This is a genomic window from Thalassoglobus neptunius (assembly GCF_007859735.1).
GTDB classification, from domain to species: Bacteria; Planctomycetota; Planctomycetia; order Planctomycetales; family Planctomycetaceae; genus Thalassoglobus; species Thalassoglobus neptunius.
Genome location: NZ_SIHI01000010.1, coordinates 21335 through 43981, shown reverse-complemented (window position 1 = coordinate 43981; position 22647 = coordinate 21335). Strand labels below are relative to the sequence as shown.

Annotated in this window: 20 protein-coding genes and 1 tRNA gene; 3 read left to right on the top strand and 18 right to left on the bottom strand. The window is 52.4% G+C overall.

Annotated elements, in window-relative coordinates:
- Positions 1–767: 767 nt before the first annotated feature.
- Complete coding sequence (locus tag KOR42_RS15690) at positions 768–2033, bottom strand: tetratricopeptide repeat protein (protein WP_146510791.1); 1266 nt, start codon at positions 2031–2033, stop codon at positions 768–770.
- Between the two features lie 519 nt (positions 2034–2552).
- Between KOR42_RS15690 and KOR42_RS15685 the strand changes: the two genes are divergently transcribed.
- Positions 2553–2625 (top strand) — tRNA-Lys (locus KOR42_RS15685).
- Positions 2626–2666: 41 nt separating this feature from the next.
- On the opposite strand, the gene KOR42_RS15680 is transcribed toward KOR42_RS15685, so the two are convergent.
- Entirely contained in the window at positions 2667–3656 is a 990-nt protein-coding gene (locus KOR42_RS15680) for a tyrosine-type recombinase/integrase (protein WP_197441235.1), read from the bottom strand.
- A 64-nt stretch (positions 3657–3720) separates the two neighbouring features.
- Positions 3721–4032 carry an ECF-type sigma factor family protein gene (locus tag KOR42_RS15675; protein ID WP_146510789.1) on the bottom strand — a complete coding sequence of 104 codons (312 nt, stop codon included), beginning with the start codon at positions 4030–4032 and terminating at the stop codon, positions 3721–3723.
- 351 nt (positions 4033–4383) lie between these two features.
- Here KOR42_RS15675 and KOR42_RS15670 point away from each other — a divergent pair, with 351 nt between their 5' ends.
- Together KOR42_RS15670 and KOR42_RS15665 are read left to right on the top strand one after the other, a co-directional pair.
- Positions 4384–4563: a hypothetical protein gene (locus tag KOR42_RS15670; protein WP_146510788.1), complete on the top strand. Its 180-nt coding sequence runs from the start codon at positions 4384–4386 to the stop codon at positions 4561–4563.
- 148 nt (positions 4564–4711) lie between these two features.
- Complete coding sequence (locus KOR42_RS15665) at positions 4712–5299, top strand: PEP-CTERM sorting domain-containing protein (RefSeq protein ID WP_146510787.1); 588 nt, start codon at positions 4712–4714, stop codon at positions 5297–5299.
- Between the two features lie 148 nt (positions 5300–5447).
- Here the strand turns inward: KOR42_RS15665 and KOR42_RS15660 are convergent, their stop codons facing one another.
- The 15 genes from KOR42_RS15660 to KOR42_RS15595 form a co-directional block, all read right to left on the bottom strand.
- A complete protein-coding gene (locus KOR42_RS15660; RefSeq protein ID WP_146510786.1) occupies positions 5448–6071 on the bottom strand; it encodes a hypothetical protein in 624 nt (207 codons plus the stop codon).
- A gap of 616 nt (positions 6072–6687) precedes the next feature.
- Positions 6688–8193, bottom strand: coding sequence for a hypothetical protein (locus KOR42_RS15655; protein ID WP_146510785.1), 1506 nt, complete (start codon positions 8191–8193; stop codon positions 6688–6690).
- On the bottom strand, positions 8193–10895 hold the full coding sequence (locus tag KOR42_RS15650) for a hypothetical protein (protein WP_231740949.1): 2703 nt from the start codon (positions 10893–10895) through the stop codon (positions 8193–8195). Before KOR42_RS15650 ends, KOR42_RS15655 begins: the two co-directional genes overlap by 1 nt.
- 65 nt (positions 10896–10960) lie before the next feature.
- Complete coding sequence (locus KOR42_RS15645) at positions 10961–11953, bottom strand: hypothetical protein (protein ID WP_146510783.1); 993 nt, start codon at positions 11951–11953, stop codon at positions 10961–10963.
- Positions 11953–13875: a hypothetical protein gene (locus KOR42_RS15640; protein ID WP_146510782.1), complete on the bottom strand. Its 1923-nt coding sequence runs from the start codon at positions 13873–13875 to the stop codon at positions 11953–11955. Before KOR42_RS15640 ends, KOR42_RS15645 begins: the two co-directional genes overlap by 1 nt.
- A 235-nt stretch (positions 13876–14110) precedes the next feature.
- Positions 14111–14524 carry a hypothetical protein gene (locus tag KOR42_RS15635; protein ID WP_146510781.1) on the bottom strand — a complete coding sequence of 138 codons (414 nt, stop codon included), beginning with the start codon at positions 14522–14524 and terminating at the stop codon, positions 14111–14113.
- Between the two features lie 64 nt (positions 14525–14588).
- The gene (locus tag KOR42_RS15630) at positions 14589–15068 is read right to left on the bottom strand and encodes a hypothetical protein (protein ID WP_146510780.1); all 480 of its coding nucleotides are present in this window, start codon (positions 15066–15068) and stop codon (positions 14589–14591) included.
- Positions 15069–15080: 12 nt separating this feature from the next.
- Positions 15081–15533: a hypothetical protein gene (locus KOR42_RS15625; RefSeq protein ID WP_146510779.1), complete on the bottom strand. Its 453-nt coding sequence runs from the start codon at positions 15531–15533 to the stop codon at positions 15081–15083.
- A gap of 71 nt (positions 15534–15604) precedes the next feature.
- Positions 15605–16084, bottom strand: coding sequence for a hypothetical protein (locus tag KOR42_RS15620; RefSeq protein ID WP_146510778.1), 480 nt, complete (start codon positions 16082–16084; stop codon positions 15605–15607).
- Positions 16071–16478 carry a hypothetical protein gene (locus KOR42_RS15615; RefSeq protein WP_146510777.1) on the bottom strand — a complete coding sequence of 136 codons (408 nt, stop codon included), beginning with the start codon at positions 16476–16478 and terminating at the stop codon, positions 16071–16073. Before KOR42_RS15615 ends, KOR42_RS15620 begins: the two co-directional genes overlap by 14 nt.
- 88 nt (positions 16479–16566) lie before the next feature.
- The gene (locus KOR42_RS15610) at positions 16567–17517 is read right to left on the bottom strand and encodes a major capsid protein (protein ID WP_146510776.1); all 951 of its coding nucleotides are present in this window, start codon (positions 17515–17517) and stop codon (positions 16567–16569) included.
- A gap of 162 nt (positions 17518–17679) precedes the next feature.
- Positions 17680–18654, bottom strand: coding sequence for a head maturation protease, ClpP-related (locus KOR42_RS15605; RefSeq protein WP_146510775.1), 975 nt, complete (start codon positions 18652–18654; stop codon positions 17680–17682).
- Entirely contained in the window at positions 18647–20158 is a 1512-nt protein-coding gene (locus KOR42_RS15600; RefSeq protein ID WP_197441234.1) for a phage portal protein, read from the bottom strand. Before KOR42_RS15600 ends, KOR42_RS15605 begins: the two co-directional genes overlap by 8 nt.
- Before the next feature lie 4 nt (positions 20159–20162).
- Complete coding sequence (locus KOR42_RS26710) at positions 20163–20339, bottom strand: hypothetical protein (RefSeq protein ID WP_197441233.1); 177 nt, start codon at positions 20337–20339, stop codon at positions 20163–20165.
- Positions 20340–20478: 139 nt separating this feature from the next.
- Positions 20479–22647, bottom strand: coding sequence for a terminase gpA endonuclease subunit (locus KOR42_RS15595; protein WP_146510773.1), 2169 nt, complete (start codon positions 22645–22647; stop codon positions 20479–20481).

Here is a 22647-nt window from a genome sequence, read left to right as displayed (position 1 = left end):
AAATAAGGGATCCTCGAATAAGAAACCCTACTACCAATTTGAAAGTTTAGATCAAAGATCTCAACCTGACAACAGAATCGTAACTATTTATTAGTCGGTTGTAACGAAATTTTTGTTGAATCGATGTCGACTTGACTGCAAAAAGTACCCTGTCAACACGAACAGTTCAGGGGGAAAGACACCATCGAAGTTGTGCGATTTCACGAGTTGGCGAGCGTTTTGCTGGATTCAAGTTGTCTTAGGTTCTGTTTAATGAACCGCAGGTTTGATTCGTTGATCCAGAATATTCTCTCAGACACTGATTTGTTCAAATGCTCACTGTGGGCGACTGTTTGAACTCATCCTCGCTCGCTACCAACGAATTGGTGAACCGAGATCAAATTTCGAAGCGTGCTCAATTTGATAGGAGAAAAATCATACCGAACCGTGATCTGACGCACTCATCGTGCTGATTTCAACGAGGCTTCACGACGGTGAGGCAAGTGACTCACGCATCGGGATATGGGGTTAACTCCCGAGTGGAGCGGAAGTTTCGGATTTTTTGAAAACTTCACTTTGACCAGCGGAGGAAACTCGAAAAAGTCTGCTCATCGGGCACGTCGACAGGGTGCAAGAAAGAGTGTTGAGAAGTGTGGAGAGACGGCCGCGAAATCATTCCAATCCGATTTTTCAGTTCATCCAAAAAATTTTTGAGAGAAATTTTGGCGTGACAAAATATCTTATTCGTCTTGAGGTTTGGCGGATGGGTTTCGTAGCTTACGGAACTGTCAGATTCTCTTTTCGATCGCATCCCGAGGAATCGATGGCCCAATTGAATGCAGGTAATCATAAATCTGCTGCATCAATTCGGGAGTGAGATCACGGGCGTTGGGGCGTTCGAAGAGCTGCGTTTGCAGGTCTTTTCCCTGTGCAGCGATCTTGGCGTGCTTGGAAGCAAGTTCGCTCTTTCCCAGCTTTCGATAGATATCAGCAAGAAGCCAACGTGATTGCCACTCGAACGGGTTGATTTCGAGTGCTCGCTCTAACGATTTGGCCGATTCTTCGTCTCGGCCGCGTTCCTGGAATAACCAACCACGATATCGCCAGAATCGACTGTCTGATTCAGCTTCGGCACCTGCTTGAGCCAGCAATTTTGCGACGGTCTTCGGGTCTCCGCCAAACATGGCAAACTCAATTTGCAGCGATAGAGCTTCGAGATTGCCCGGATACTTTTGAATGCAGCGATCAAGCAGCGTTTTGTCTCCCGGTGTGATCGTTTGAATTCCGAAAGTCGCCATTCCACTGTCTTCGGTCCGTTTGGCTGCATAAATGGACTGAGCCACTTCGAGGATTTCGTCGTCTCGGTTCGACTGCCGCCAGCGGCTGACTTTCTTCAGGCCATCCGAAAAGTTGAGAACATTGGCCAGGAGTAAATACGGATAGGCTTCCGGAGGTTCGCATCCAAGCTCCATTGCCTGCTCAATTTGATCACGCATCGCCTGACGCTGGAGAGTCATGGCGTAGAAGTAGATCAACCTTTGATGGGCGACATCGGCGAGAGGGTCGATCTCCAGCATCCGCTTCCAGGTTGCTTCTGCCTGATAGGGTTGGTTGAGATCAGTAAACTGAAGTTCTGCGCAGACAGCCAACGCTTGAAGCGCACCGTGGTAATCATCACTCACTTTCGAAAGTGAGTCCGCAGCTTCTTCGGGATCATCAAGCTGCACAGCTGCTTCGGCCAGAAAGACGAGTGCATCGTTGCTGCCAGGAGTCATCTTGAGCCACGCGCGGGCTGTTGATCGCGCGCCCGACCAGTCTTCTGCGTCAATCAGCGCTTTGCATTCCGATTTGAAGCGGGCGGCCCGGTAGCTCTGGACAGCATTGACGACCGGGTTCTTCAGCCCGAGAACGACGATCACGAGAATCGCGAACAGAATTGCGCGGCGAAGGATTGTTTGACGCGAAACGCTCTTGGATTGCGTCGATCCACTCGAAGGGGATTCCTTCTCTGGATTATTCGTGTCAGGTTGTTGCGATTCTGTGGAACTCAACATGGGGTAACTTTTTGCCCGGGATTGCGGAGTATCCGATTCCGGGAAGTTCGATGGATGTCTCAGGTCGGAACTATGGTATGCGATTCAGCATCTCGGATCGATTCCAGGTGGTCGTCTTCGACTTTGGGAAACCGGAGGCGACAGCCCGGCAAATTATTCGCTCGGACTCTGTATGGCCAAACCAACGAATTCACTCCTCAACGAACATGGTAGCAGTGCGTTTCCGGCTGAACAGTCGCGAACCAATGAGTGTGTGTTCCCTCTTTGTTGCGGGGACGCGTTTTCGAAGTCGTTGAAGTGACGAAACGAAATTCCATCTGGCAAGCGGCAACTCAAATTCGATCCCTATTTTCGATCGGAATTGTTCGTGGACTTTCTGCTGCGGATCGAGTTCTAATTCCGCTTGTGATTCCTTTACGTCTGATGCAGAAGAAACTACACTTCGTCGCTGCAAAATGCTTCATCGCCGAATTCAGTTTGCCCTCTTTGGGGGACGACAGTTTTGAAGATTGTGCAGATGCCCCTGTAGCTCAATTGGCAGAGCAACTGACTCTTAATCAGTAGGTTCAAGGTTCGATTCCTTGTGGGGGCACTGAGTTACGTCAACTGAGGTCTCAATGGTTACTAACATGGTTACTCATGTTTCCAGAGTTCCTCGGCTGTTGCTTCGGCGTTGGAGCCAACATAGAACTGCATCGTGGTTGAGATATCTTCGTGTCTCATGATTTCCTTGAGAACCGCTGGCATCACTCTCCGAGACCACCGGAAACCGAAACTCCTCCTGAGATCGTGAGCCGAGGCAAATTTCCCAGGAGCAACCTGAATTCCTGAGGCCTCTCCAATCTTGCTCAGAATCTTCCCCGCATTCTCCAGGGAGGCCCGGCCCCGTCGCTTGCCGATCGGCTCGAAAATCAATCCTGATCGGCCTTCAATCTGAGAGGCAAACTCAGGAGCCATCGGCAAGAGTCGAGACTTTCCGCCCTTATCGGCCTCAGCAAGAATCCGGATCATCGGCCTCGAAAGGCTATAGTCTGTCCACACCGGAGGATCGTAAGAACTCAGGAGGAGAGCCTCCGAGAGCCGGAGCCCGGAATTAGAGAGCCCGAGAATCAAATCAGACCAACCCTGAGCCAATTGCTCGCCAATAATTTTTGAGGAGGCCTGAGCAAATTGCTCAATCTCCTGATCGGAGAGAGGCCGGCCTTTCATCTTTCGGCCTGATTTTCGAGGTATCGCAATATGGGGAACCTCAGAAAGAAAATCGTGTTTCAAGCCCCAGTTGAGCAGGGCCTTCAGGTGAGAGGAGTTGCTCTCGATGCTCGATTCTGAGAGCTTGTCTCTCCTCATTCGGCTCTGCCACTTGGCAACATCCCGAGAGGAGATCTCCGAGAGCTTTCCGGGCCTGATAACATTCTCGAAACTCCGAGCAACCTCCAGGGCCCGAGCCCGAGTTTTCTCTTTCAGGCTGGAGAGATGCTCGACCTCATACTCTGAGAGAAGATCTTTCCAGGTTGAGAGTTTTTTCGGCTTGTGAAGGCCCTCCAGGAGTTCGGCCTCCCACCGAGCCGCCAACCGCTCGGCCTCGGCTCGGCTCCGGGCCTGAGTCGATTGAGTCTCAATCACTCTCCGGCCTCTCTGATATCTCAGATAGAACCGTTTCCGATCCCCTCGGTAGACAACCGAGACTCTAGGCGATGGCCTCGAAACCTCCCTCCCCATTGCTCAAACCTCTCTTAATCTCTCCGAGTTTCTCCCCGGTCCTGATTGAATTCCAAACCCTGGAGAAGGAAGGCCAGCGTTTAATCGTGCGATAACCGACCCCGAGCTTCTCAGCCAATTCCTTTTTGGTTCCCTTCCAACCCCGAACCACAACCAGAATTGCAACCTCCTCCGGGCTCATATCTTCAAGGAGGTCAATTGGCCTCCTTGGTTGTTCGGGTTTCGATGCAACAATCGTTTCAATTAGTTTTTTGTTCGTTTCCGGAATCTCACTGATCACGTCAACCAGGGTTGACAGGATCTCAGTGATTGTTGTTGATTTACGTACCGATACCATCTACACTGCTCCGTGTACCTACTGCGCCATTGTGGGACACATCGCCTCAAGAGGGCTGCAACCCTCTTGAGGTTTTTTCGTGTCATGAAGACATACAAAAAGCCGTTTCCAGAGTCCCCATTCTCCAGAAACGGCAAAGCCCAAGCGTCACCGCTCGGTTTGATCGAATTGTGCATCGCTGGGGGACGATGAACAGGAAAGGTACTGTTTCGGTAATGTGTCGTCAATAAGTACTGTTTCTGTAATCATTCAAAAAAATGACTCAACTCCTTAACGTTTCAGGAACGTAAGTGAATGGCTGAGACTAAGATGGATGACCAGAAACGAATTGACTGCTGGAAATCAGAAAAAGCAATCTGGGAGAAAGCCGCAAAACTCCAGGACCGCTCAGTAGCAAACTGGATGAGACTTGTTTGCAATGAGGCTGCGGAAAAACAATTAGCGGAGGCGTCGAAACGCAAAGAGGGCCGCTAAGAACTCGCGAAGAAAGGCGAGTGAGAAGCAATATCGAGGATGTGAATCAAGATTTTTGTAAGCAATCATTTGCTCTGCCTTGTGAACAAACGTACTCTATTTGAGTTTGATACCGCTTGCAAGAGTCCAAAATCAAAAAAGGGTTACTATGAGAGTCTTTTTGTTTCTGACGGTTTTTCTACTGCTGTCATCAACCACTCGGGCCGACGTCACTTATCCGATTATCAACTACGCTCCTTGGCTCGATGGTTGGGAGTTCTCAGGATTCATCACCGTTGGACCTGGAGGAGGGGAGCTTGATTTTGACGTTGATCTGATTGATATGGAGTTGATTGTCTCCAAGGGCCTGGACTCCTACACGTTCACTGAGGATCATTTTGTCAGCCAGTTTAGATCTGATGTAAGCTCTGGTTTTGTAGGAATATCCACCTCGACAGCCCCTTTCACCGAGGCTTATTTGCGGTTCGCTGATCCAATCCAGGGAATCACCCTGGAGTATTGGAACGAAGGTTTCGAGGCAAATAACTTTCCGTACCTGTCCGCAGGAATCAACTTTGGTTCACCCTCTGGAGGTGCTGTTTATCGAGAGGAGTTCTACGTTGATTTCAATGGTGATTTCGTCGGAGAGATTCGAGGCTTTCTCGAAAATCCTCTAATTGCTGCCGTTCCGGAGCCCTCCTCGATGGCTCTTGTTCTTCTCGGAATCATTCCACTCTGGAGGGCTCGAAAATGGTAACCCGTCTCTCTTGGCTTATCGCGTTGATTCTCTCCTCGGCCCTGGTTCTCCTGAACCTCTCCCGAGGGAATACCGGAGAGCCCACTCTTAATGTATTGATCCTCCTAGTGTTTATTCTCGGATCGGCCCGAGCCGTTGAGGGCCTTTCTCAAACGTCATCCTCTCGGCCTGAGAAGTAATCCCGGAGAGCCTGGGAGAGTTTCGGTTTTTTGTAAATCGTCCAAGCTCCATTTTCTCTAAGGAGGTCCAGAGTCGGATTGAATTCAAATCGATGGAGGATCTCCATTCGAGAGTCGTATTGCCGCTTCGACTTATCTCCGTGGTATAAGTGCGAAACATGAGCCTCGATGAATCCAGCCGACTGAATCAAAGAGGCTCGGGCCTTCTCAACCCATTCTCGGCAACTCTCAGCCAGGGCCGGAGGATTCTTGTCGATATAGCCTGAGTCACGATGAGTCCAGGCATCGCAAGCAACTTGATCTCCTCCCCCGACGATATCAACCTCATGAAGGCCCCCGAGGTTCATTAGGTAATCAATCCGACCGGCCCAGGCTCCTCCTGGAGAGTGAGGCTCTCCGTCAATTCTGTGTCCTGCCAGGTAGGCAACCGTCCCCGATCTTCGCGAGAGTTCCCGCTTCTGATTGTCGAGATAGCTGAGAGTCGAGAATAGCTGGCAAACCTGCCCACCCTCAGAGAGGTATTGAGTCACCTTGGAGATCCAATCGGGAGAATCAAAAATCAAATCGTGATCAATCCAGGCAACATATTTCACGTTGCTCCATTTTTTATCACGCGAGAAAAAGGCCCGGACAATCCCCAGATTGAGGAGTTTCTCCTTTTGCCAGAGAATCGATTTCTCCGAGCCCTCAATCTGGAGAGCGTCCGGGATGCAATGCTCCCTTCTCGGAGCCAGTTCCACCGTAATGAGCCGATCCTCCAGGGCCGGGCCGAGAGAGTTTCTCCATTCCCAGTAGTTCCGCCTCAGGAGGTTGGAGTTGACCGGGTTGAAATGACAAGTGATGAGAGCCCACTCTGAGAGATCAGGCTCAGGAGCAGGCCTCTCAGCTTGTCTCTCATCGCAAGTTTCGCAAACTGAAACTCCTTGGACGTTCTCCCGATCGGCGTTTGTCAAAACGCATCCACCAACCTGAGAGCAACTGAAAACGGATCGCTCTGAACCGTTCGGGCAATTGCAATCAATGATCCGGAGGGCCGGGCCTCGATGAATACACTGAGGCCAGATCTCCTCCGGCTCCTGAGGTTCTGCCAGCCGGCAACCTTGGCACAATGAAGGGCCAACCAGCTTAGGCCGATTCGGAGCCCGGCAAAATCGAGACTCGGGGGAAATCACTCGGCCTGCATAAGAGCAAGGATTGAACATTGTGAGCCTATCGAGTGTAGGGAACGATATTGATTTGATTCGGCCAACCTTCAGGAACGTTGTCGAAAACCCCAAAGATTGCCGATTCGTGAGTGAGTGTTACCCCGTTGCAATCCGGAGCAATTGGAGTTCCGTTAGAGGCCGTCTCGGAAATCCAGATATACCGTTGCTCATTGCCTCCAATAGAGACAACCCCTGTGAGTTGCCCTCTCACTCGGCTGTCAGGATCGTATCGAGGGGAGTAGTAGAGATGGAAACCGTCAATCCCCTGAGGATCAAAAGGAGGCCAGTAGCATTGAGGATCGAAAATATCGTGAGGCCCGCCGCCCGGCTGAGCCGCTCCGGAAATAAACGGAACAATTCCGACCGTTGTCTCAAAGAATGGCGAGCAATTGAAATCAAGCCCGCAAACCCGAGCATATGGAACCAACTGCAGGCAACCCGGAAAGATATCTCTCCGGATTTGTGGGGAGCCGTTTGACTGAGAGAGAACCCTCCAGAATTGAGCCTTGGCGAGACAATCGAAAGGCTCCCGAGTCCAGTATGTGATTTTGATTGGATCTCCGTAAGAATCGGAGACTGCCTCCTTGAGTTCCAACTTTGCCGACGGCCAGTCATTGGAACCCCCGTAAACCGTGAGAGTCCATGAGAACCGATCTCCGGCCCCCCAAAAATCAGAGAACCACTGACAAGCCCCTCCGTGAGCCAGAGAGATCGATTCCGAAGTGATCTCAGGGAGCCCCAACTCCTCTTTGAGAGCCTCGGAGAAGAACTCGGTTGAGATCCCGAACCCCTCCGGAGTATCGTCTCCACAAGTCACACAACCATCGCTGAGACCGGCTGGAATCGCTGCCCTCACACAAGGCTGGAAATAACCCCCCTGAATAATCGTCTCTTGGAAGTTGACGGGATATTGCTCCCGCTCCGAAATCCTCCAATCACCCGCTGAAGTCTTCTCAACTTGGCAATGAGTTCCGGCTCGGATCGGCTCAATTGACCCGGAGTTTGCCGAAACTCCGATTCTCTCACCTGAATCGATCAAGTTGTTATTGGAGACTGAAACCCGATCCGTGGGAGTATCAAGATAATCTCCCCGCCTGGTTGAGGCTCCTCGGAAAACGACTTTATACCGCTGAGTCAGGCCTCCAAATTCCACCCGGTCAACATCCGCTCGGATTGGTGATCTCAGCAACTCATTGATGAAAGTTCTGGTATCCGCTGGTCGGATTCTTTCCGAGGTCCAGTTTCCTCCAACCGTAAACTGAAAAGAGGTTGCGGGCCGATCAGGGAGAAAAATATCCTGAACCAACCTCTCAGTTTCTTTGAGCCGGGCTGCAAGGGCCGAGCCTCTTGTGCTGAGATCCTCAAGGAGAATCACCTCGGCCCGTTCTCGGCTGGCCCAGGGAGAGGATTTCTCCTCCTTGGGTGAAAATCCGTTGGTCCGTTCCCGAGAGATCAATCGACGATAGGCCGGCCAATCTTTCTCAGTGATCGCATAACCTTTTTTTGCCATTAGAGAGCCATTCTGATTGAGCCTGAGTTGACATCCATTGATTGGAACCGGATTGAATCGGTGTAATCCACAACCGAACCAATTCGAACATTCCCACACCGCACTGAGCCACCCGAGGAGGCCAGAGAGGAGAGTTGAACCTCAGGCTCAGAAGGGCCGAGACCGAGGCCGAGAGTCCCTCCCCGGTTGTCGATCTTCCCGGAGGAGAGGCTCTGAATTCTCAAACTGATTGCCGGCTCCTCTTGCCCGGCCTGGGAATTCAGAACGAGAGCATCGAGGGGAGAATCCTGGAAATCAAAGTTGAGCCGATCCGGCCCCGTTCCTTCTCCGAGCCCGAGCGTTAAGTTGGGGGAAGAATCTCCCAGGAGCCCAACCTTCAGGAACCTTGGAGCCTCAATCCACTCATCGGAAACTCGCTGAGGGAGTCCCACTCCGGAGCCCGTAAACGTTCCGTGAGAGTCGATCGAATCGAGATAGACTCCGATTCGATGGGTTCCGGAGCCGGCTGAAGTGAACTCGATAGCCTCCCCGTTTTCGGTTTCTGCAATCTGGAGAACTTGCCGGCCCTCGGAATCAACATCCACTCCAACAATGAAATAATCAGCCGAGGTTGAGAGTGTAACCGAGCCGTCTGAGTCTTCAGCCGTTGGGAGGGCTCCGGTTGTTCGGAGTCGAACCTTGCAACCGTCCACCAGGTCACCAGGCCCATTGAGAGTCACTGAATGGATTGAGTACGTGCACTCTCCAACCTGATTGAGACCATGGAGAATCGGTTGATTCCCTGAGTAGAGAGAGACTCTCTCCCCTGAGCAAGGAACATGGCCGAGTGTCCAGTTTTCTGAGTTTGTCCAGTGATTCGGGCCGGTTGCCAGAGTCTCGGTTTTCAGGCTCATTGTATTATTGTCGGAAACGTTGAGCCCGTCCTGGTCGATCTTGATAAGATCCTGAGGTTTCAGGCCTTTCGAGCCAGTGAACTCAATCAGGAGATCAGTCTCCGATCCTGAAACCGTTCCGTTTCCGGCACCAACCGTTGAGAGAGCCTCGAAATCGGCCTCAACGTCTGTCGGATCCTCATCATGATCCTGGTCAACGGTCCACAATCCACCGAACCCGAGCCGATACGATCCCGAGGAGGCTGTTGGATCAATGTGAACGGCCTGAATCTCGTTTTGACCGAGAACCCCCGTTTTCGAACCCGTTGGGTAAATCCCGGCTCCTCCCGTCAAACTTGTTGAGCTTGTCGAGATCTTGGCCATATCTGTTTGAGCGTTGGCTCCGATGAACTCAACTCTCCAGGAGTTCCCACTCTTGGAGACGGAACAACCCCCTACTCCAATCGAGGCCAGGCCCTCCAGGGCTGTTTGCATATCTCCGGCTGAAACATTGTAGGCCAGACCCGCCGTCGGACCGTTCCCGGAGTGAGAGAGGGGAAACGTTCCTCCGTCTGCAATGATTGTGATTTCCTGAATCTCATTCAGGAGAGGCCCACCGTTCGCAATCAGGGCCGGAGGCTGGCCTACCGAGCACGCCATCAAATCTGGGTTGGTATTGGCCAGAGATCCCGTCAAGTGAACCACAACCGGCCAATCGGAGCCTTCTCCCTGGAATGGAGAGTAAACCTCGATATCTCCAGGATCGACCGAGGGGAGAGCCTCCAGGACTGTATCGAGTTGCGAGTTGCTTGTGATTGAGGTTGTTGTTTCACCGGAGAGAGTGTAAGTCCTGGAGGCCTCAACTGAGTGAACGAAAAGGAATTCGTCTGGCCCCTCAATCTGAAATCCCTGGAGGTTGACCGAGCCGGCTCTGAGAGCCTGTTGCGAGCCGGAATAGTCTGGAATCACTTCAATGACAGCATTCGAGAACGTTGAGAAAGAGACCAGGCCTTTTCGGGTTCCGGCGTCGATGTATTCCTCGAATTCCAGATTCTCAACTCCCTCGGGAATCCTGGAATTCCAGAATGTCTCCTCCCCCATTGCCGGACCGGAAACCGATTCTGAGGATCCATTGATTGTGAGTTGAACGTTCCGGAAGTCTCCAGAGTAGGCGTAATGAACGGCCCAAACTGAGGGAGCGTTTTGACCAGGGTTTTGAACCGTCTCAACGTGGGCCGTTGCATTCCCTGAGAGATTTGCTCCCGAGGCCTTGAATCGGAGATTCTTTCCGGCGTAATTCCCCTTCACCTTGATCCGATAGGACCGAGGAGAAACCGAGGAGAGGGTTGTCTCAAAGTCACCGCTTGAGGCCGAGGAGAGAGCCTCCATTGCCGTTGTGACCGAGGCCGGAGTTGCTGAGCCGGAAATGTTCCCGGTTGTCTCATAGATATCCTGGTTCTCTGAATCGAATCCAACCGAGAGAGTCCAGTTCCCCCCGGTTGTCGTTCCTGGAAGCGTAACAATCACTTCCTGGAGAACCGGCTCTTTTCCTGGTTGGATTTGCTCAACATAGGAGGCCGCTGGCTCCTCGATAGAAACCCCGCTCGCGATAGGCTGGCCCGGCTCCTGAGACTCAATGAGAATATCCTCTCCATCGGCTCCGGTTTGTGAGACAATCAGACTCTCGAATTCTCCGAGTTCTGAGACCAACCGGGCCGCAATTGTGTCGATCCGGTCCGAGGAGATTCCTCGGGTTTCAACCGAGCCGAGCCCCTGGAGGTTGATTTTGTAAATCCCTCCGACCAGAACTTTGAGGATAGAAGCTCTCACTGTGTGAGTTGTTTCCTGGGCTCTCCCGATCCATTCATTGACTGCAACCATTTTTACACCTTTTCTTAACTGAGAGGGAGAACTCCGAGGTACTTCCTCGGCGTTTTTGTTGTGAATTCGAGAGTCAGAATATCTCTCGGCTGGAGTTGCTGTTTCAACTGAGCATCAATTGAGCCGTGAGACCGGAGAGCGTTGAGCCTCCGAGCCAGGGAGACGTTTCGACCGAGGGAATCCACCCGGATTGCTTGGCCGTCTTCATCGAGAAACATAGGAGTTTCAACAATCCCTCCGAGATGGTCTCGAATTGGCCCCGGCCTTTTCACCCATGTTGTCCGGCCTCGGGAGTTCGTCTCCTTGACCAGGTTAATCTCGACCGTTCCCCGGTTGAGCAATTTCTTCACCCATGTATCGGGATTGTGGGCAATCTCCAGAGTTGCCACTCGATAGGCAATTCGATTGAGGTACTGAATTCCGGAAACATTGAGCCGAGCAAGTTGGAGAGTTTTGGGAGCCAGAGGCTCTCCGGAGAAGTTCACCGGCTCTTGATTGATCGCCCGCCCGTAGGTCAGCATCCAGTTTCGAAACTGAATAGGAATATTCTTTGTGACCGAGAAAATCGTGAGGGGAACTTGATCAGTCACCCCCTGGATAAGTTGCCCGGCTTTTGTCGCAATCGGCTTTCCGAGGTAGTCTCTCTCAAACGTCTTCTCCTCATCAACTGAAGAGAGTTCCACCGAGGCCGGAACCGAGAGAGGGTTTTCAATCGGCTCGATAACCAGAGAGGAATAGGTTACTCCGACTGAGAAGTGCCAGCCGTCTAGATGATCTTGGCCCTTGGAAACCAACCGGGTTGAGAATCGCTCAACTCGGAGAGAGGAGTTCACTGGATGGGCCCGAGCATACTGGAGCCGAGGGTTGTACTGATAAAGAGCATCCTCGGCCCCTGAGAGGTCTGTTACTGTTGCGTAATAGTATTCCGTTCGCCTTGATGTATTGGCAACCTCTCCATCTTGTTCGGTATCCCGATCAAAACTCAAAACCCTTGGAAGTGCTGGCATTATGTATCCTGGAAAAGGAGGTTGATTTTGTTTGCTGCAAAGAGATCCTCAACCCGCTTGGCAATCGTTCCAAGGGCCTCGGTTGCATCGGCTCCCCTGGTCAACTCATCGAGTTGTTTCTTTTCCTCGGTCGCTCTTGGAGAAAGAGCCTGAGCAATAATCCGCTGAGCCTCGGAGGTTCCGGCCTCGGTTGCGTGGGCTCCCTGAATTCGTTTCGTGATCGATTCCACTTGAGCCGGAGCCGCACCCCCCGCCGTGGCAAATCGCTGAATGGCTCGGGCTGCATCCATTCCCATCCCGAGAGCCGGAAAGGCCATTCCGAGCCCCTGGAGGCCTCCCTCAATTGAGAGAGCCCGGATTTGCTTGTCTTGCTCCTCTTTGATCTTCTGAGCCGCCTCGGAAATCACCGGAGACCAGGCTCCGAGAAAGGCCTTGGCGAGTCCGTTCTCTGATTGGGCCTGAGCTTGTGGGCCTGGCCCGGCCTGAATTTGTGGAATCTCGAATTGTGGGCCTTGGGGAGCTTCCGGCCCGTCAATCATTGCTTTGAGTTGTCGTCTCCGGTCTTTGTACGATTCGAGCCGGGTTGCGGCTGAGACCCGCTCCCCTCGGAGTCGGGTTGTCTCAGAGTTCCACCCGACCATATCAACACCTGCCCTCAGGTTGCTTTCGAGTTCCTTGGAGAGTTGCTCGTCAACATCCCTGAGGTTTCTTCCAGTTCCATCAATCGAGGCCTCGGTTTTCGCAAGTTCATCCTGGAGGAACCTGGTTCTCTCATCCCCCTCCAGTTTGTTGGCCTCCTCCAGAATCTTTCCCGTTCGCCGAGACTGGATCTCCTGGAGATCTCTATCCAGGCCGGAACTCTTGGCGAGTTCGGCGTTGAGCCTCTTGACTTGCTCTGAAGAATCATAGGCCGCTTTACCAATCATGGTCAGGCCTCCAATGAGAACCCCGAACCGGAGAGCCGCCGCTACCTTACTGGTATCAATCAAGATGAACCGGAGGGCCTTGAATGAGGCCGCTGCATTGCTGGCCACTAATCCAATTGCAATCAACGATGAGCCGGCAACCCCTGCCACTCCTGCCAGCTTAACCAGAGTCTCAATTGTCTCCCCGTTGTTCTCGGCCCACTCTCCTGAGGCCTTGACGATCTCTCGAATATCACCGACCAGAGGAGTAAGGATCGGGAGCAACTCGGCTCCGATTGTGGCATACAGGTTTTCAATCTCTGCCTGGAGAGCTTTTGTTTGGTTAGCCCATGAGCCCGCACTCCGGGCCGCATCACCATGAGCCGCTGAGGTTCCTCTCAAGATGATCGCGAGACGGGCCTGAACCTTCTGTTGTTCGGTTGCGTTTTTTGGGTCAAGGCCCTGGTTGAATATCTCCTGCTTGACCGCTGCCTCAGAAACAATCACTCCATATTTCTTCATGACTTCCCCGGAGCCCGTCAAGGCCGCGTGAAGGTCTCGGAGAACATCCTCATCCGCTTTGTTGTTGAATGATGCGAGATCGATTGTCAATCGTGTCAGGTCTTTTGAGAGCCTCTCGGCCTCCTTGGAATCGAAACCGAGAGGCACGAACAAGTCTTGAGTTCCTGCCAGAAACTCCACAACTTGCCGCTCGCTTCGACCGATAGCCTCCCCGAATTCCTTGGCCCATTCCCGAACCGCTTCAGAGGACTCCCCGAAAACAACGTTGAATTTGTTGACTTGCTCCTCCAGGTTGGAGGCCGCTGAGACCGCTGGAGCAATTGCCGCCGCCGCCGCAATGAATGAGCCGGAGAGGATTGTTCCGGTTTTCAACATCGTGCGAGAAAAGGCCCGGAGTCGGTTCTCTCCTTTTGTCAACCCAGCGTGAAGTTCCCCATCTTTCGTGAAGATCCTCACATATGCCGAGCCGGCTTCGATGTCTTTAGGATTTGCCAATCTTCACCCCTCTTTCCAGAATCTCTCGGCCAACCTTCAGAGCTTCCCGAGAATGGCTCCGGAGTCTCTTTTTCGCATTCGTTAAACTGGCCCGAAGTTGGGCCGTATCATGGATGATCATTTATTTTCGCTCCCATTGCTGAGGCAAGATCTCTAAGAGAGCCGCCTTTTCGCTGGCCTTTGTCCTGGAGTTCGGGGAACTTCCCCTCAGCCATCCACAAGAGTTTCCGGAGAGTCAGGCCTCCACAATCTCCAACTCCGAGGGCTCCGGCAATTCGATAGACTTGTTGGGAAATTCCTCCTGGGCAATCCGGATAGCCTCCTCGTTGAGTTCCTCGGCTCGCTCGTTCGTCTCCCTGATGATCCGACTGAGCCGAGAGGGGTAAAAAAGGCAAAGAGCCTCGATAAAGGCTTTGACGAGAGTATCTCTTGCGTCTCCCTGGTGAACGTCCCACCAATCGCAAAACGGCTCATTCGGAGCCTGGACGCAATGAGCCAGTTTCATGAAAGAATTCATGTTGTCGGTTGCTCGGCCAACCTGCTCAAACTGATAGAGATCGATTCCGAGGCGATCCTTGACCCGCTCAACAACGTTGAACGTGATTGAGAGATTTCTCTCTCGGCCCGTTGAATCCTGGTAAACTGGCATTGCTTTCCCTGGAGCTTGAAAACGAAAAAAGAGCCGGCCTCAACCGGCCCTCAAGAGTTCACGATTAGGAGCCGGAGGTTACTCCGAAAATCGGAGGCTCATCATCAGGAGAGTCAGCCGGGCTCAATTGAACGGCGATATTCACCAGGCCTTGTGAAGGGCTCGATTTTGTAAATGTGACCGTCCACCAGGCTTTGAGGTACTCAACACCGGAGGTTGTCACATCACCATTGTTCAATTGAAGATGGACCGGCGTTTTTGTCATTACTGCATCACGCAACTTTACATAATAGGCCCGAGACGTGAGGTAATCCTCAGGAAGGGCCGTTACGTTGAACGATGCTCCGATGATCGTTCCTGTTGGAACATCGCGTTGAATCCCTCGGTGTCGCTTCAACATCAACGTTGAGTTCAACGGGGAAATCGACCACTCTCCATCTTCGCAGTCTGGAATCTCTACCAGAGTCGGCGTTGCGTATGAGTCGGCTGTATCGATGTAGACTTTTTCGAAATAGCCCCGTTGGGGCGTTGTGGGAATCGTCATTGAGTAAGTCTCCTAGAGAGCGTTTTGAAATAGTTGAGGGAGCTTGGGCCGAGCCTTTTCTTCAGCCGGCCGCATGAATGGATTCCCCTTGAAATCCATAGTGAAAATCTTGCCCCGGAAACCTGGGAGTTGAGCCGTCCCCCCATGCTCCAGAAGGTGAACGGTTCCCGTTTTCGATTTGAGAGGGCCGACAACAACCCATTCCTCGATTTTGTCATAACCGTAGAGAATGAACTTTTTCAGGAATCCCGTTGCACTCCGAGGAGGCTCTCCAGGATCGGCGTGCTTATAGGGGAGTTTCGGCCTCGGGAACCCTTCTCTCTTGGCTCTCCTAATCCGCCTCTCATGCCTCTCTATCTGATTGTTTGTCAATTCCCCGATACGGACTCTCCGAGGTTTCCTGATCGATCTCCGGGCAATTGTCATGATGAGAGCCCCGGCCCGTTTGAGGGCCGTTTCCTTCATCTTGTCAACCCGGTTTTCAATCTTGAGTCGATCGAAAAAGAAATTCTCTTTGTAGCCTTTGAGATCGACGGTCAAGAGATCCCCTCGAAGTTTGCTTCAATGACTGAGATAAATTGGCCTTGTTCGATTTTGTCAGGATCGTAGGTTGGATTTGTATTCACTTCTCCAACCAGTTGAAACGATCCTTGAGGGCCGGAAATCACTACCCCTCGGCCTGTGTCAGGGAGGAGCCAGGTTTCCAACTCCTCAACAAAGTTGAGCAACTCCTCCAGCCTGGTGAGATCGGATTTCTCTGAATCGGAGAACCCGGCTCCGTGAGGGAGGAGGGAAAGGATTCCAACAAAAACCGTTGCCGCTCGAATGGTGTGATTCTTGCCAATCGGCCTCTTGGCCCGCCCCCCTGGAGCCACCACAACCAGAGGCTCAAAGGAGAGTTCTTTTGGCGAGAACTCAGGCCGATGAGCCCGAATTACCGTGAAATCTTCCGAGAGATCCAGGCCGGCAAGTTGTGTCTCCAGGAGGTTGACTGCTGTGAGATCATGAGCCGCCATCGGTTGGAACCTCCGAAACGAGTGTTGAGTGAATGCGAATATAAGAGCCGGAGGAATCCCGATCTCTCCAGCAACCCTCGGAGCCGATTCGGCAAACTCGATACGTCTTATCGAGCCCACCCTCTGTTAGGTAGATCTCTCCTCCCTCCACTGGAGGAACGAAAGAACCGGCAACCCCGAAATGAGATTTTCTCACCAACCAATCGATAACCTCGGTTTCCATTTCAATGAGGGCCACTGGATCAAGAACCCTCGGCTTTGTGCTCTTGACCGCTCCAGGGAGAGCAACCGGAGAACTTGCCGGAGTCGCCTGATAACTGACTCCGGTTTCTTCTCCGGTCAGTTGATGGTGAACATCGAGAACCGATCCGATCAGGGAGTTAATAAACGACATCAAGAGCCCTCAAAAAAGACTCGGGAGCCGGAGCCCCCGAGCCGTTGCACCGGAGAACAAAAACAATCAACCAGGACTCACCTGGAAACTACGTGAGGAGGGCCTCAGTGTTTCCAATCGAGTCAGTCACGACGATCGGAACGTTGTGAGATTCGGTTGGGAAAGGAGCCGGAGCCCCGGTTGCGTTTGTTGCCGTTCGGCTCTGCTGAAGTTGCAACAATGACCGGCGAGACATTGCCAGGAGATTTGGCTTGCGAGTCGCTGGGAACTTGCTCAACAGTTCTGCAATCAGGTCATCGGTCAACCCCTTGCCGGCATCGGCTGTGAGGTTGGCAATTCGACCGACCGAGTAGGCCGAGCCGATCTGAAGGCCCATCCAGGCTGAAATTGGAGTGAAGTAGGCCGGATAGAATCCCGTTGATCCAGCCGCCCGAATCACTTCCGTTTCACCCCATTCGATGTTGAAACCGGAGTTCCCTCGGCCTCCTCCAATGGCCATCAAATCAGAACCGGAATCGTTCGTGCGAATGGCCCAGACCGAGGAGCCTGTATCCGCTGTGGTTCCGGTTGCGTTCACAACCATCGCATCGGAAAGGCCGTTGAGACCGGCGTTGTCTGCCAGGGCCGCAAATCCGGCTGAGTCGGCACCAACTCCATAGAAGAACTGAGCTTCTGCCCCTGCCATTGCGGCTTTCAAGTGTCGCCGTCCTTCCCGAGCCAGAATATACTCAGGGCCTTTGTTGTGAATGTCGGCAACCGCTTTATCGACCGTAAAAGATGCGTCCAGGATCTTCAGGGCAATCGTCACCAGTGTATCGGCTGAGGCCTTGTTTTCCCGTCCATCATTGGCCGCTCGGAAACCGACAACCGGAGCCCCTGTTTCTTTTGTGTATTTGTGGGATTCCCCGTTCGAGGATTCATCCGCTCCGAGCACCTTGAGGACCGGAGCATCATCGAGAAGGTCTGTCACCTCGATATCCGCCAGATTTTTATCGTTGATTTTGGCGATATCCGCCAGAGTCATGTAAACGTTGGCCATTCAGTTGAATCCTTATATTGAATTGTTTTTGAGAGAAGATTGAGCGTCGCCAAATCAGCATCAGGACCGGCATTTCCCTAGTGGTCGTTTTGACTCAGATGGATTTGAAGGCTTTTTTTCAGTGCCGTGCTCAATGAGAAACGAAAAGAGACTCAGAGAACGTTAGCCGATCTTCACAAGATCTTTGAGAGTTTTCGGCCCGTCGATCTTCGGAGGGCCTTGGGTTGAGACTCCCTCGGCTGCCCCCAACTGGAGAGCCTGAGCCGTTGCCTCCATTTCGTCGATTTTCGCCTGAAGTTCTTTCACCGTTTTCCGGAGTTCTTCTGACTCGGCCTGAGCTTGTTTGACTGACTCGGCTTGAGCTTCAATCCATTTGGATTGACACTCGGCCTCAGTCAAACCGATCCAGGCAACAGCATTCTCGGCCCCGTAAACCTCGGCTCGGGCTTTGAGGATTTCTGAGGTTGGTTCCGGAGTGTTGGTTTCCGCTTGCACTGTCAAAGTGTCATCCTTTTCGTTGGCTCCTGAAACCTGTTTCAGGTTTTCCGGAACGTTTTTGAAGTTGTCGAGACTGGCCACCGGAGCCAAAACCTCGGTTTGAGTCGTGTGAGTCGCGAAACCCCAGTGAAAGGCCTGAACTCCGTTCATCCAGGTTTCTTTGTCCATCATTTGGGAGATCTCCTCTCGACCGAGCCGAGACCGGCTGGAGTAGATGTCGAGTAGATCGGAATCCCACTTATCAAGATCGTCGGCGTGTTTTCGGAGGGCCTGGGCTCCTCCAGAAACCTGAGGGAAACTCGGCTTGTGAATCATCATTTGAGCCGAGGCTGGCATCGTGATCGTGCGGCCTGCCATCGCAATGACCGAGGCCATCGAGGCCGCAACCCCATCAATGAAAACATCAACCGGAATCCGGTTTCCGAATTCCTTGAGAGTGTTGTAAATGGCCAAACCCTCGGGAATCGAGCCGCCAGCCGAATGAATTCTTACCCGAATCTCAGAGACTTCACCGAGGCTTTCGAGTTGCTCTCGAAAGGCCTTGGCCGAGATTTGATCAGGCCCGGAGCCGAGCCGATCATAAATCAGAACCTCAGCCGCCTGGGCCTCGGGAATCGAGTTGAGTTGAATGTCAAACATCAAGCAAGGCCTCCGCAACTTGGGTAGAAATCGAGTCTGAAATCAGCTTGTCAATGTTCCCTGATTTTCCGGAGCCATACTCCAGCCGGAGCCCTCTCGACTTGGCGTATTCAATCGCCTTGGCCGTGTCTCTCACATTCCGTTTGAAATCGGTCCCGATCGATCGGCAAACAAGTTGAGGAGACGTGAATCCGTTTCCAATGGCCTCAGAACTGGAGGAGACTTCCTCGGAGGGTTTCCACCAGGGCATACCGACCGGAATGAACTTAAACCAGGGCCGTTGAAGGCTGTAACCTTTTGAGAGAACAGAACGGGGAATGACGAGTTGTCTCCGCGAAACCGCAACCTGAATTCTGAATTTGAGCCACCAGTTTAGGAACTGAGCAACCGTTGCCCGCTTGTCGCTGCATGCTCTTTCATAGTGCATCCATGCCGTTTTTTGGCCGAAGAAATTCGTATACGATTCGTCAAAGAATGAGAACGGAATATCCAACGATCGGAGGGCAATCATAATCACCAGGAGAATAAACTCTCTGGAGTTTGAGCCTGGGTTGTCTCCCTGGATAAACTTCACATCATCCCCAGGGTCAGCATCGATCAGAACCGGCCCGGAGCCGAAATCCACCTGATATCCGGCTCGATTGACTTCCTCCTCATCCCCTTCAACTTCTGAATCTGGATCTTCAACCGCTGAGGATGCGTCAAGTTGGCCAGGCCCATCGAGAGCATCACGATGAAACACCAGGGCGATGAGTTGCTCGGCCTTCATCTTGGCCATCGAGAGAGTTTTGCCCTCATAGACATCCTGAAAGTCATTTGAGGCCGAGAGGAGAGGGGAGACTCCTCTCAACTGGTCGAACCGATGCAAATACGCATGAAGATGAAAAAACTCGGCTGGATACTCCCGGGCCGGTTGATAACCTTGACCGCCTCGGCCTCGGTCTGAGATTGAATAGGCCTGAGGCTTATTGTACCGATCGGCCTTAACCCCATTCACCCACTCATCAGAGGAGGAATCCGGGTTTCGGATCAAATCGGATTCAACCGCCTGGATCATTCCAGACTGAAGCCGGAGTGAGCCGCAATCCCCGTCAATCACTGCCAGGCATTCGAGGAGACGAGTGTATTTTTGCCGGCTGAACCGGCAAGAGGCCTCGAAGTTTTCGGGCTGAGACCACTCCTCTACAACCGCCTCAAATTCTTCGTCAAAAACATCGTCTCCCGAGTCCGATTTCAATGAGAATTGCGTATTGTAGTTGAGGTGCATCCGAACAGCGTTTGCAACAATACTCAGGTTTCGGTAGAGATCCTGAGTTCCAGAGGAGGCATAGGTTCTTTTGGCTCCGGTCAATACCGAATCCTCAGATCGAACCCGGCCCGAGTTGCGTTTGCGTTTCGGGCTGGCCTTAACTGCATCATACTCAGCAACCGGAGCCGGTTGAGGGCTCCAAGCTGCCGAGACAACCTCGGAGGAGCAAACCGAATTGAGGAGAGAGTTGCTCAAGTTGTCAGGCTCCAGAGAGGTTGATTGTCGAAATAAATGGTCGTCGTCGATTTGCTGTCGGGTCGCCTTTTCGGATCTGCTTGTTGATCTCCGAGAGGCTCTGAAACTCGGTTTCAGTTCCGTCCGTCTTCAACTTCTTGATCCCCGTTTCAGCAATTTTTTTTAGATCATCTGTGGTCATTTCATTATCACTTCCCTTTCTCAATTCGTGGTCACGTTGTCGAGATCATCAGGAATCACATGAGACCAACCTCCAGGTGAGAGACTTCCAAGCCTTGGAGAATAAAAAGAGTCTTTACCCTTAGGGACAATCCCCCCACCTAGACTGAAAGTTGAGAGATTTTCCGCCGTCTCTTGATTCGTTTTTTCTGTCGAGTTCGGGGAGCCGCAACTCCTGAGAGCTTCAATCCTGTCAGGCTTGCCGCAACTGCCGCTCCGGCCAAACAATCGAAAAAGTGATTGTCTGAATCCCCTGGAGGTAGACTCCAGATATCAACCTCAGACTCCTTGATTTTGTGTCGATAATGATTTTCGGCTGAAACCTGATCAGAAAACATTTTGTGAGATGTTGGATGAGCCTGAAAGATGGTCAGGGCTGAAGGATCTTCCACCGGAACTAACAACCGATTCGAGATGAATGTTTTCCAATAGTTCGAATCATAGAGAACCTCTCGGCCTGAGTCTTTTGGGACAACCTTGCACCGTAGGCCCCGAATCTCTCCGGGTTTTGGCTTCCCCCTTGGATTGATCAGCGTATCATCGGGAGAAGTTACTCCCCGGCCTCGGCTCGGGAGAAAGTTCTTCCGAGCCCGGCAAAATGCGTGAGTGATTGCCGTTGATTGATTCCAGTTACAATCAATGAGGGTTTGAGCCACTCTGAATTGATGGCCATTCTCATTCAAGTAGATTGGCTCGATATGCCTCTGAGTCACCTGTTTCAATCCCCAGGAGAGGGATGCCTCCAGACCGAGGCCGGGTTGCTTCAGGGCCTTGGCTCCCTCAGTCTTGAGAGTCTTCTTTGCCGTTCGGAGTGTAAAATAGTGCTTTCCCTGCTCTGGAAAGGCTCCATAATCAATCACTGAGCCTCGGAATCCATCCCCCCAACCAAGAATCGCCCACCAGAGAACATTTTCCGAAATGTCGATGAAGGCTGTAATTGTATGGCAACTCAGAGGGAGAATCTTTCTCTCGACCGAGGAGAGCCTCTCTGAGATCAGGATTGGATTGAGTTGCTCAACTTCAGTTTGTGTTGATTGTAGAGGAGCGTTTTGATACTCGGCCTCAAAGGCTTCAGGGCCAGCATAGAGGAGGTTCATTGCGTGCTGGATCGCTGAGGTTTCCCCCTTCTTGGGAAAGAACCTCTCAGGCCAGGAAACCTCTGAGCCCAGGTCCATAGTTTCCTGATTCTGTGAGTAGAACTCATTCGCCTCTCGGCCTTTGTTGCCGCTCCTGAGGCTCTCCTCTCGAATCCTCCGGTATTCCTCCCATTTCTGATCGACTTGCTTCCTCTGAGCCTCAGGGAGCCCCTCACCTGGGAACTTTTCAACCAGTCTGGAGGTTTCCCCCTGCCATTCTGGATTTCTTCTCCGATCCAGGAGCCTATCGGCCAGATCGTTTTCGTAGATCTTCGTGCAAGGAACAACAACCCCCGTAGGTTGATCAGGGCCAGCTAGGTAGAGAACATCAGCCTTGAGGATTTGCTCTCTCTCATCGCACTGGCTCGGGGAGGCCGCTGATTCTCTATCTTGCGGATCGTCGGCAATGACCAGAGTAGGCCGGAGAATTGTTCCGTCCTGCCTCTCGAATTGCCGGCCTCGGATTTCCCCCTCGATTCCACAAACATCCATCACCGAGGCCGAACAAGCCCCGTACCAATCCCCGATCCTCTTTTGAGCATCTTTGAGCCAGGGCTCCGGATAGGAGGCCAGAACGATCATTTCCGTTGCCCACTCAATCGCTGTAGGCTCTCCCTGGAATTTCTGGCCTGCCGCTCTCCGAGTCTCTCCTTTCAGGTGCCGAATCGGAGCCACCAAATCGGGAAAGTCTTCAAAGAGAGGCTCAGTGAATCTGAGGGAGGTTTTGATTGACTTGAGCAACCGTCCCGCACTCTTGCCAGTCTTTCCGATCAGTACCGAATAGGGGGAATGTCCGTAGGCGATGGCCCAGAGAACGGCCCATCGGCTAAGTGAGGTTTTCCCCGATCCCCGAGGCATCGCAAACGCGAAGCATTCACCACATAGGGCCGCTGCCTGGAGGAGTTCCGCCGCTCTGAGATGAGACCGAGACCAGGGGAGAAAAAACGTTTTTTTCGAGCCGTAGAGATCGCAAAAACGCAAAAGATCGTACCGGCAAGATTCCCGCCTTTCCGGGTTGATTGGCCCTCGGTCAAGAGCCTCCTTGAACTGAATATAAACGTCCTGCCCCTCGGCCCGCTTGCTCTGTTTCCAGGCATTGGCCCGAGAGTCTTCTTTTTCCGTATAGGAGACCAT

Coding starts and splice junctions, on each gene's coding strand:
- KOR42_RS15625 (WP_146510779.1), bottom strand. CDS start 15,533: ATGAAGGAAACGGCCCTCAAACGGGCCGGGGCTCTCATCATGACAATT.
- KOR42_RS15665 (WP_146510787.1), top strand. CDS start 4,712: ATGAGAGTCTTTTTGTTTCTGACGGTTTTTCTACTGCTGTCATCAACC.
- KOR42_RS15645 (WP_146510783.1), bottom strand. CDS start 11,953: ATGCCAGCACTTCCAAGGGTTTTGAGTTTTGATCGGGATACCGAACAA.
- KOR42_RS15690 (WP_146510791.1), bottom strand. CDS start 2,033: ATGTTGAGTTCCACAGAATCGCAACAACCTGACACGAATAATCCAGAG.
- KOR42_RS26710 (WP_197441233.1), bottom strand. CDS start 20,339: ATGACCACAGATGATCTAAAAAAAATTGCTGAAACGGGGATCAAGAAG.
- KOR42_RS15635 (WP_146510781.1), bottom strand. CDS start 14,524: ATGCCAGTTTACCAGGATTCAACGGGCCGAGAGAGAAATCTCTCAATC.
- KOR42_RS15655 (WP_146510785.1), bottom strand. CDS start 8,193: ATGGCAAAAAAAGGTTATGCGATCACTGAGAAAGATTGGCCGGCCTAT.
- KOR42_RS15595 (WP_146510773.1), bottom strand. CDS start 22,647: ATGGTCTCCTATACGGAAAAAGAAGACTCTCGGGCCAATGCCTGGAAA.
- KOR42_RS15610 (WP_146510776.1), bottom strand. CDS start 17,517: ATGGCCAACGTTTACATGACTCTGGCGGATATCGCCAAAATCAACGAT.
- KOR42_RS15615 (WP_146510777.1), bottom strand. CDS start 16,478: ATGTCGTTTATTAACTCCCTGATCGGATCGGTTCTCGATGTTCACCAT.
- KOR42_RS15670 (WP_146510788.1), top strand. CDS start 4,384: ATGGCTGAGACTAAGATGGATGACCAGAAACGAATTGACTGCTGGAAA.
- KOR42_RS15630 (WP_146510780.1), bottom strand. CDS start 15,068: ATGACGATTCCCACAACGCCCCAACGGGGCTATTTCGAAAAAGTCTAC.
- KOR42_RS15620 (WP_146510778.1), bottom strand. CDS start 16,084: ATGGCGGCTCATGATCTCACAGCAGTCAACCTCCTGGAGACACAACTT.
- KOR42_RS15605 (WP_146510775.1), bottom strand. CDS start 18,654: ATGTTTGACATTCAACTCAACTCGATTCCCGAGGCCCAGGCGGCTGAG.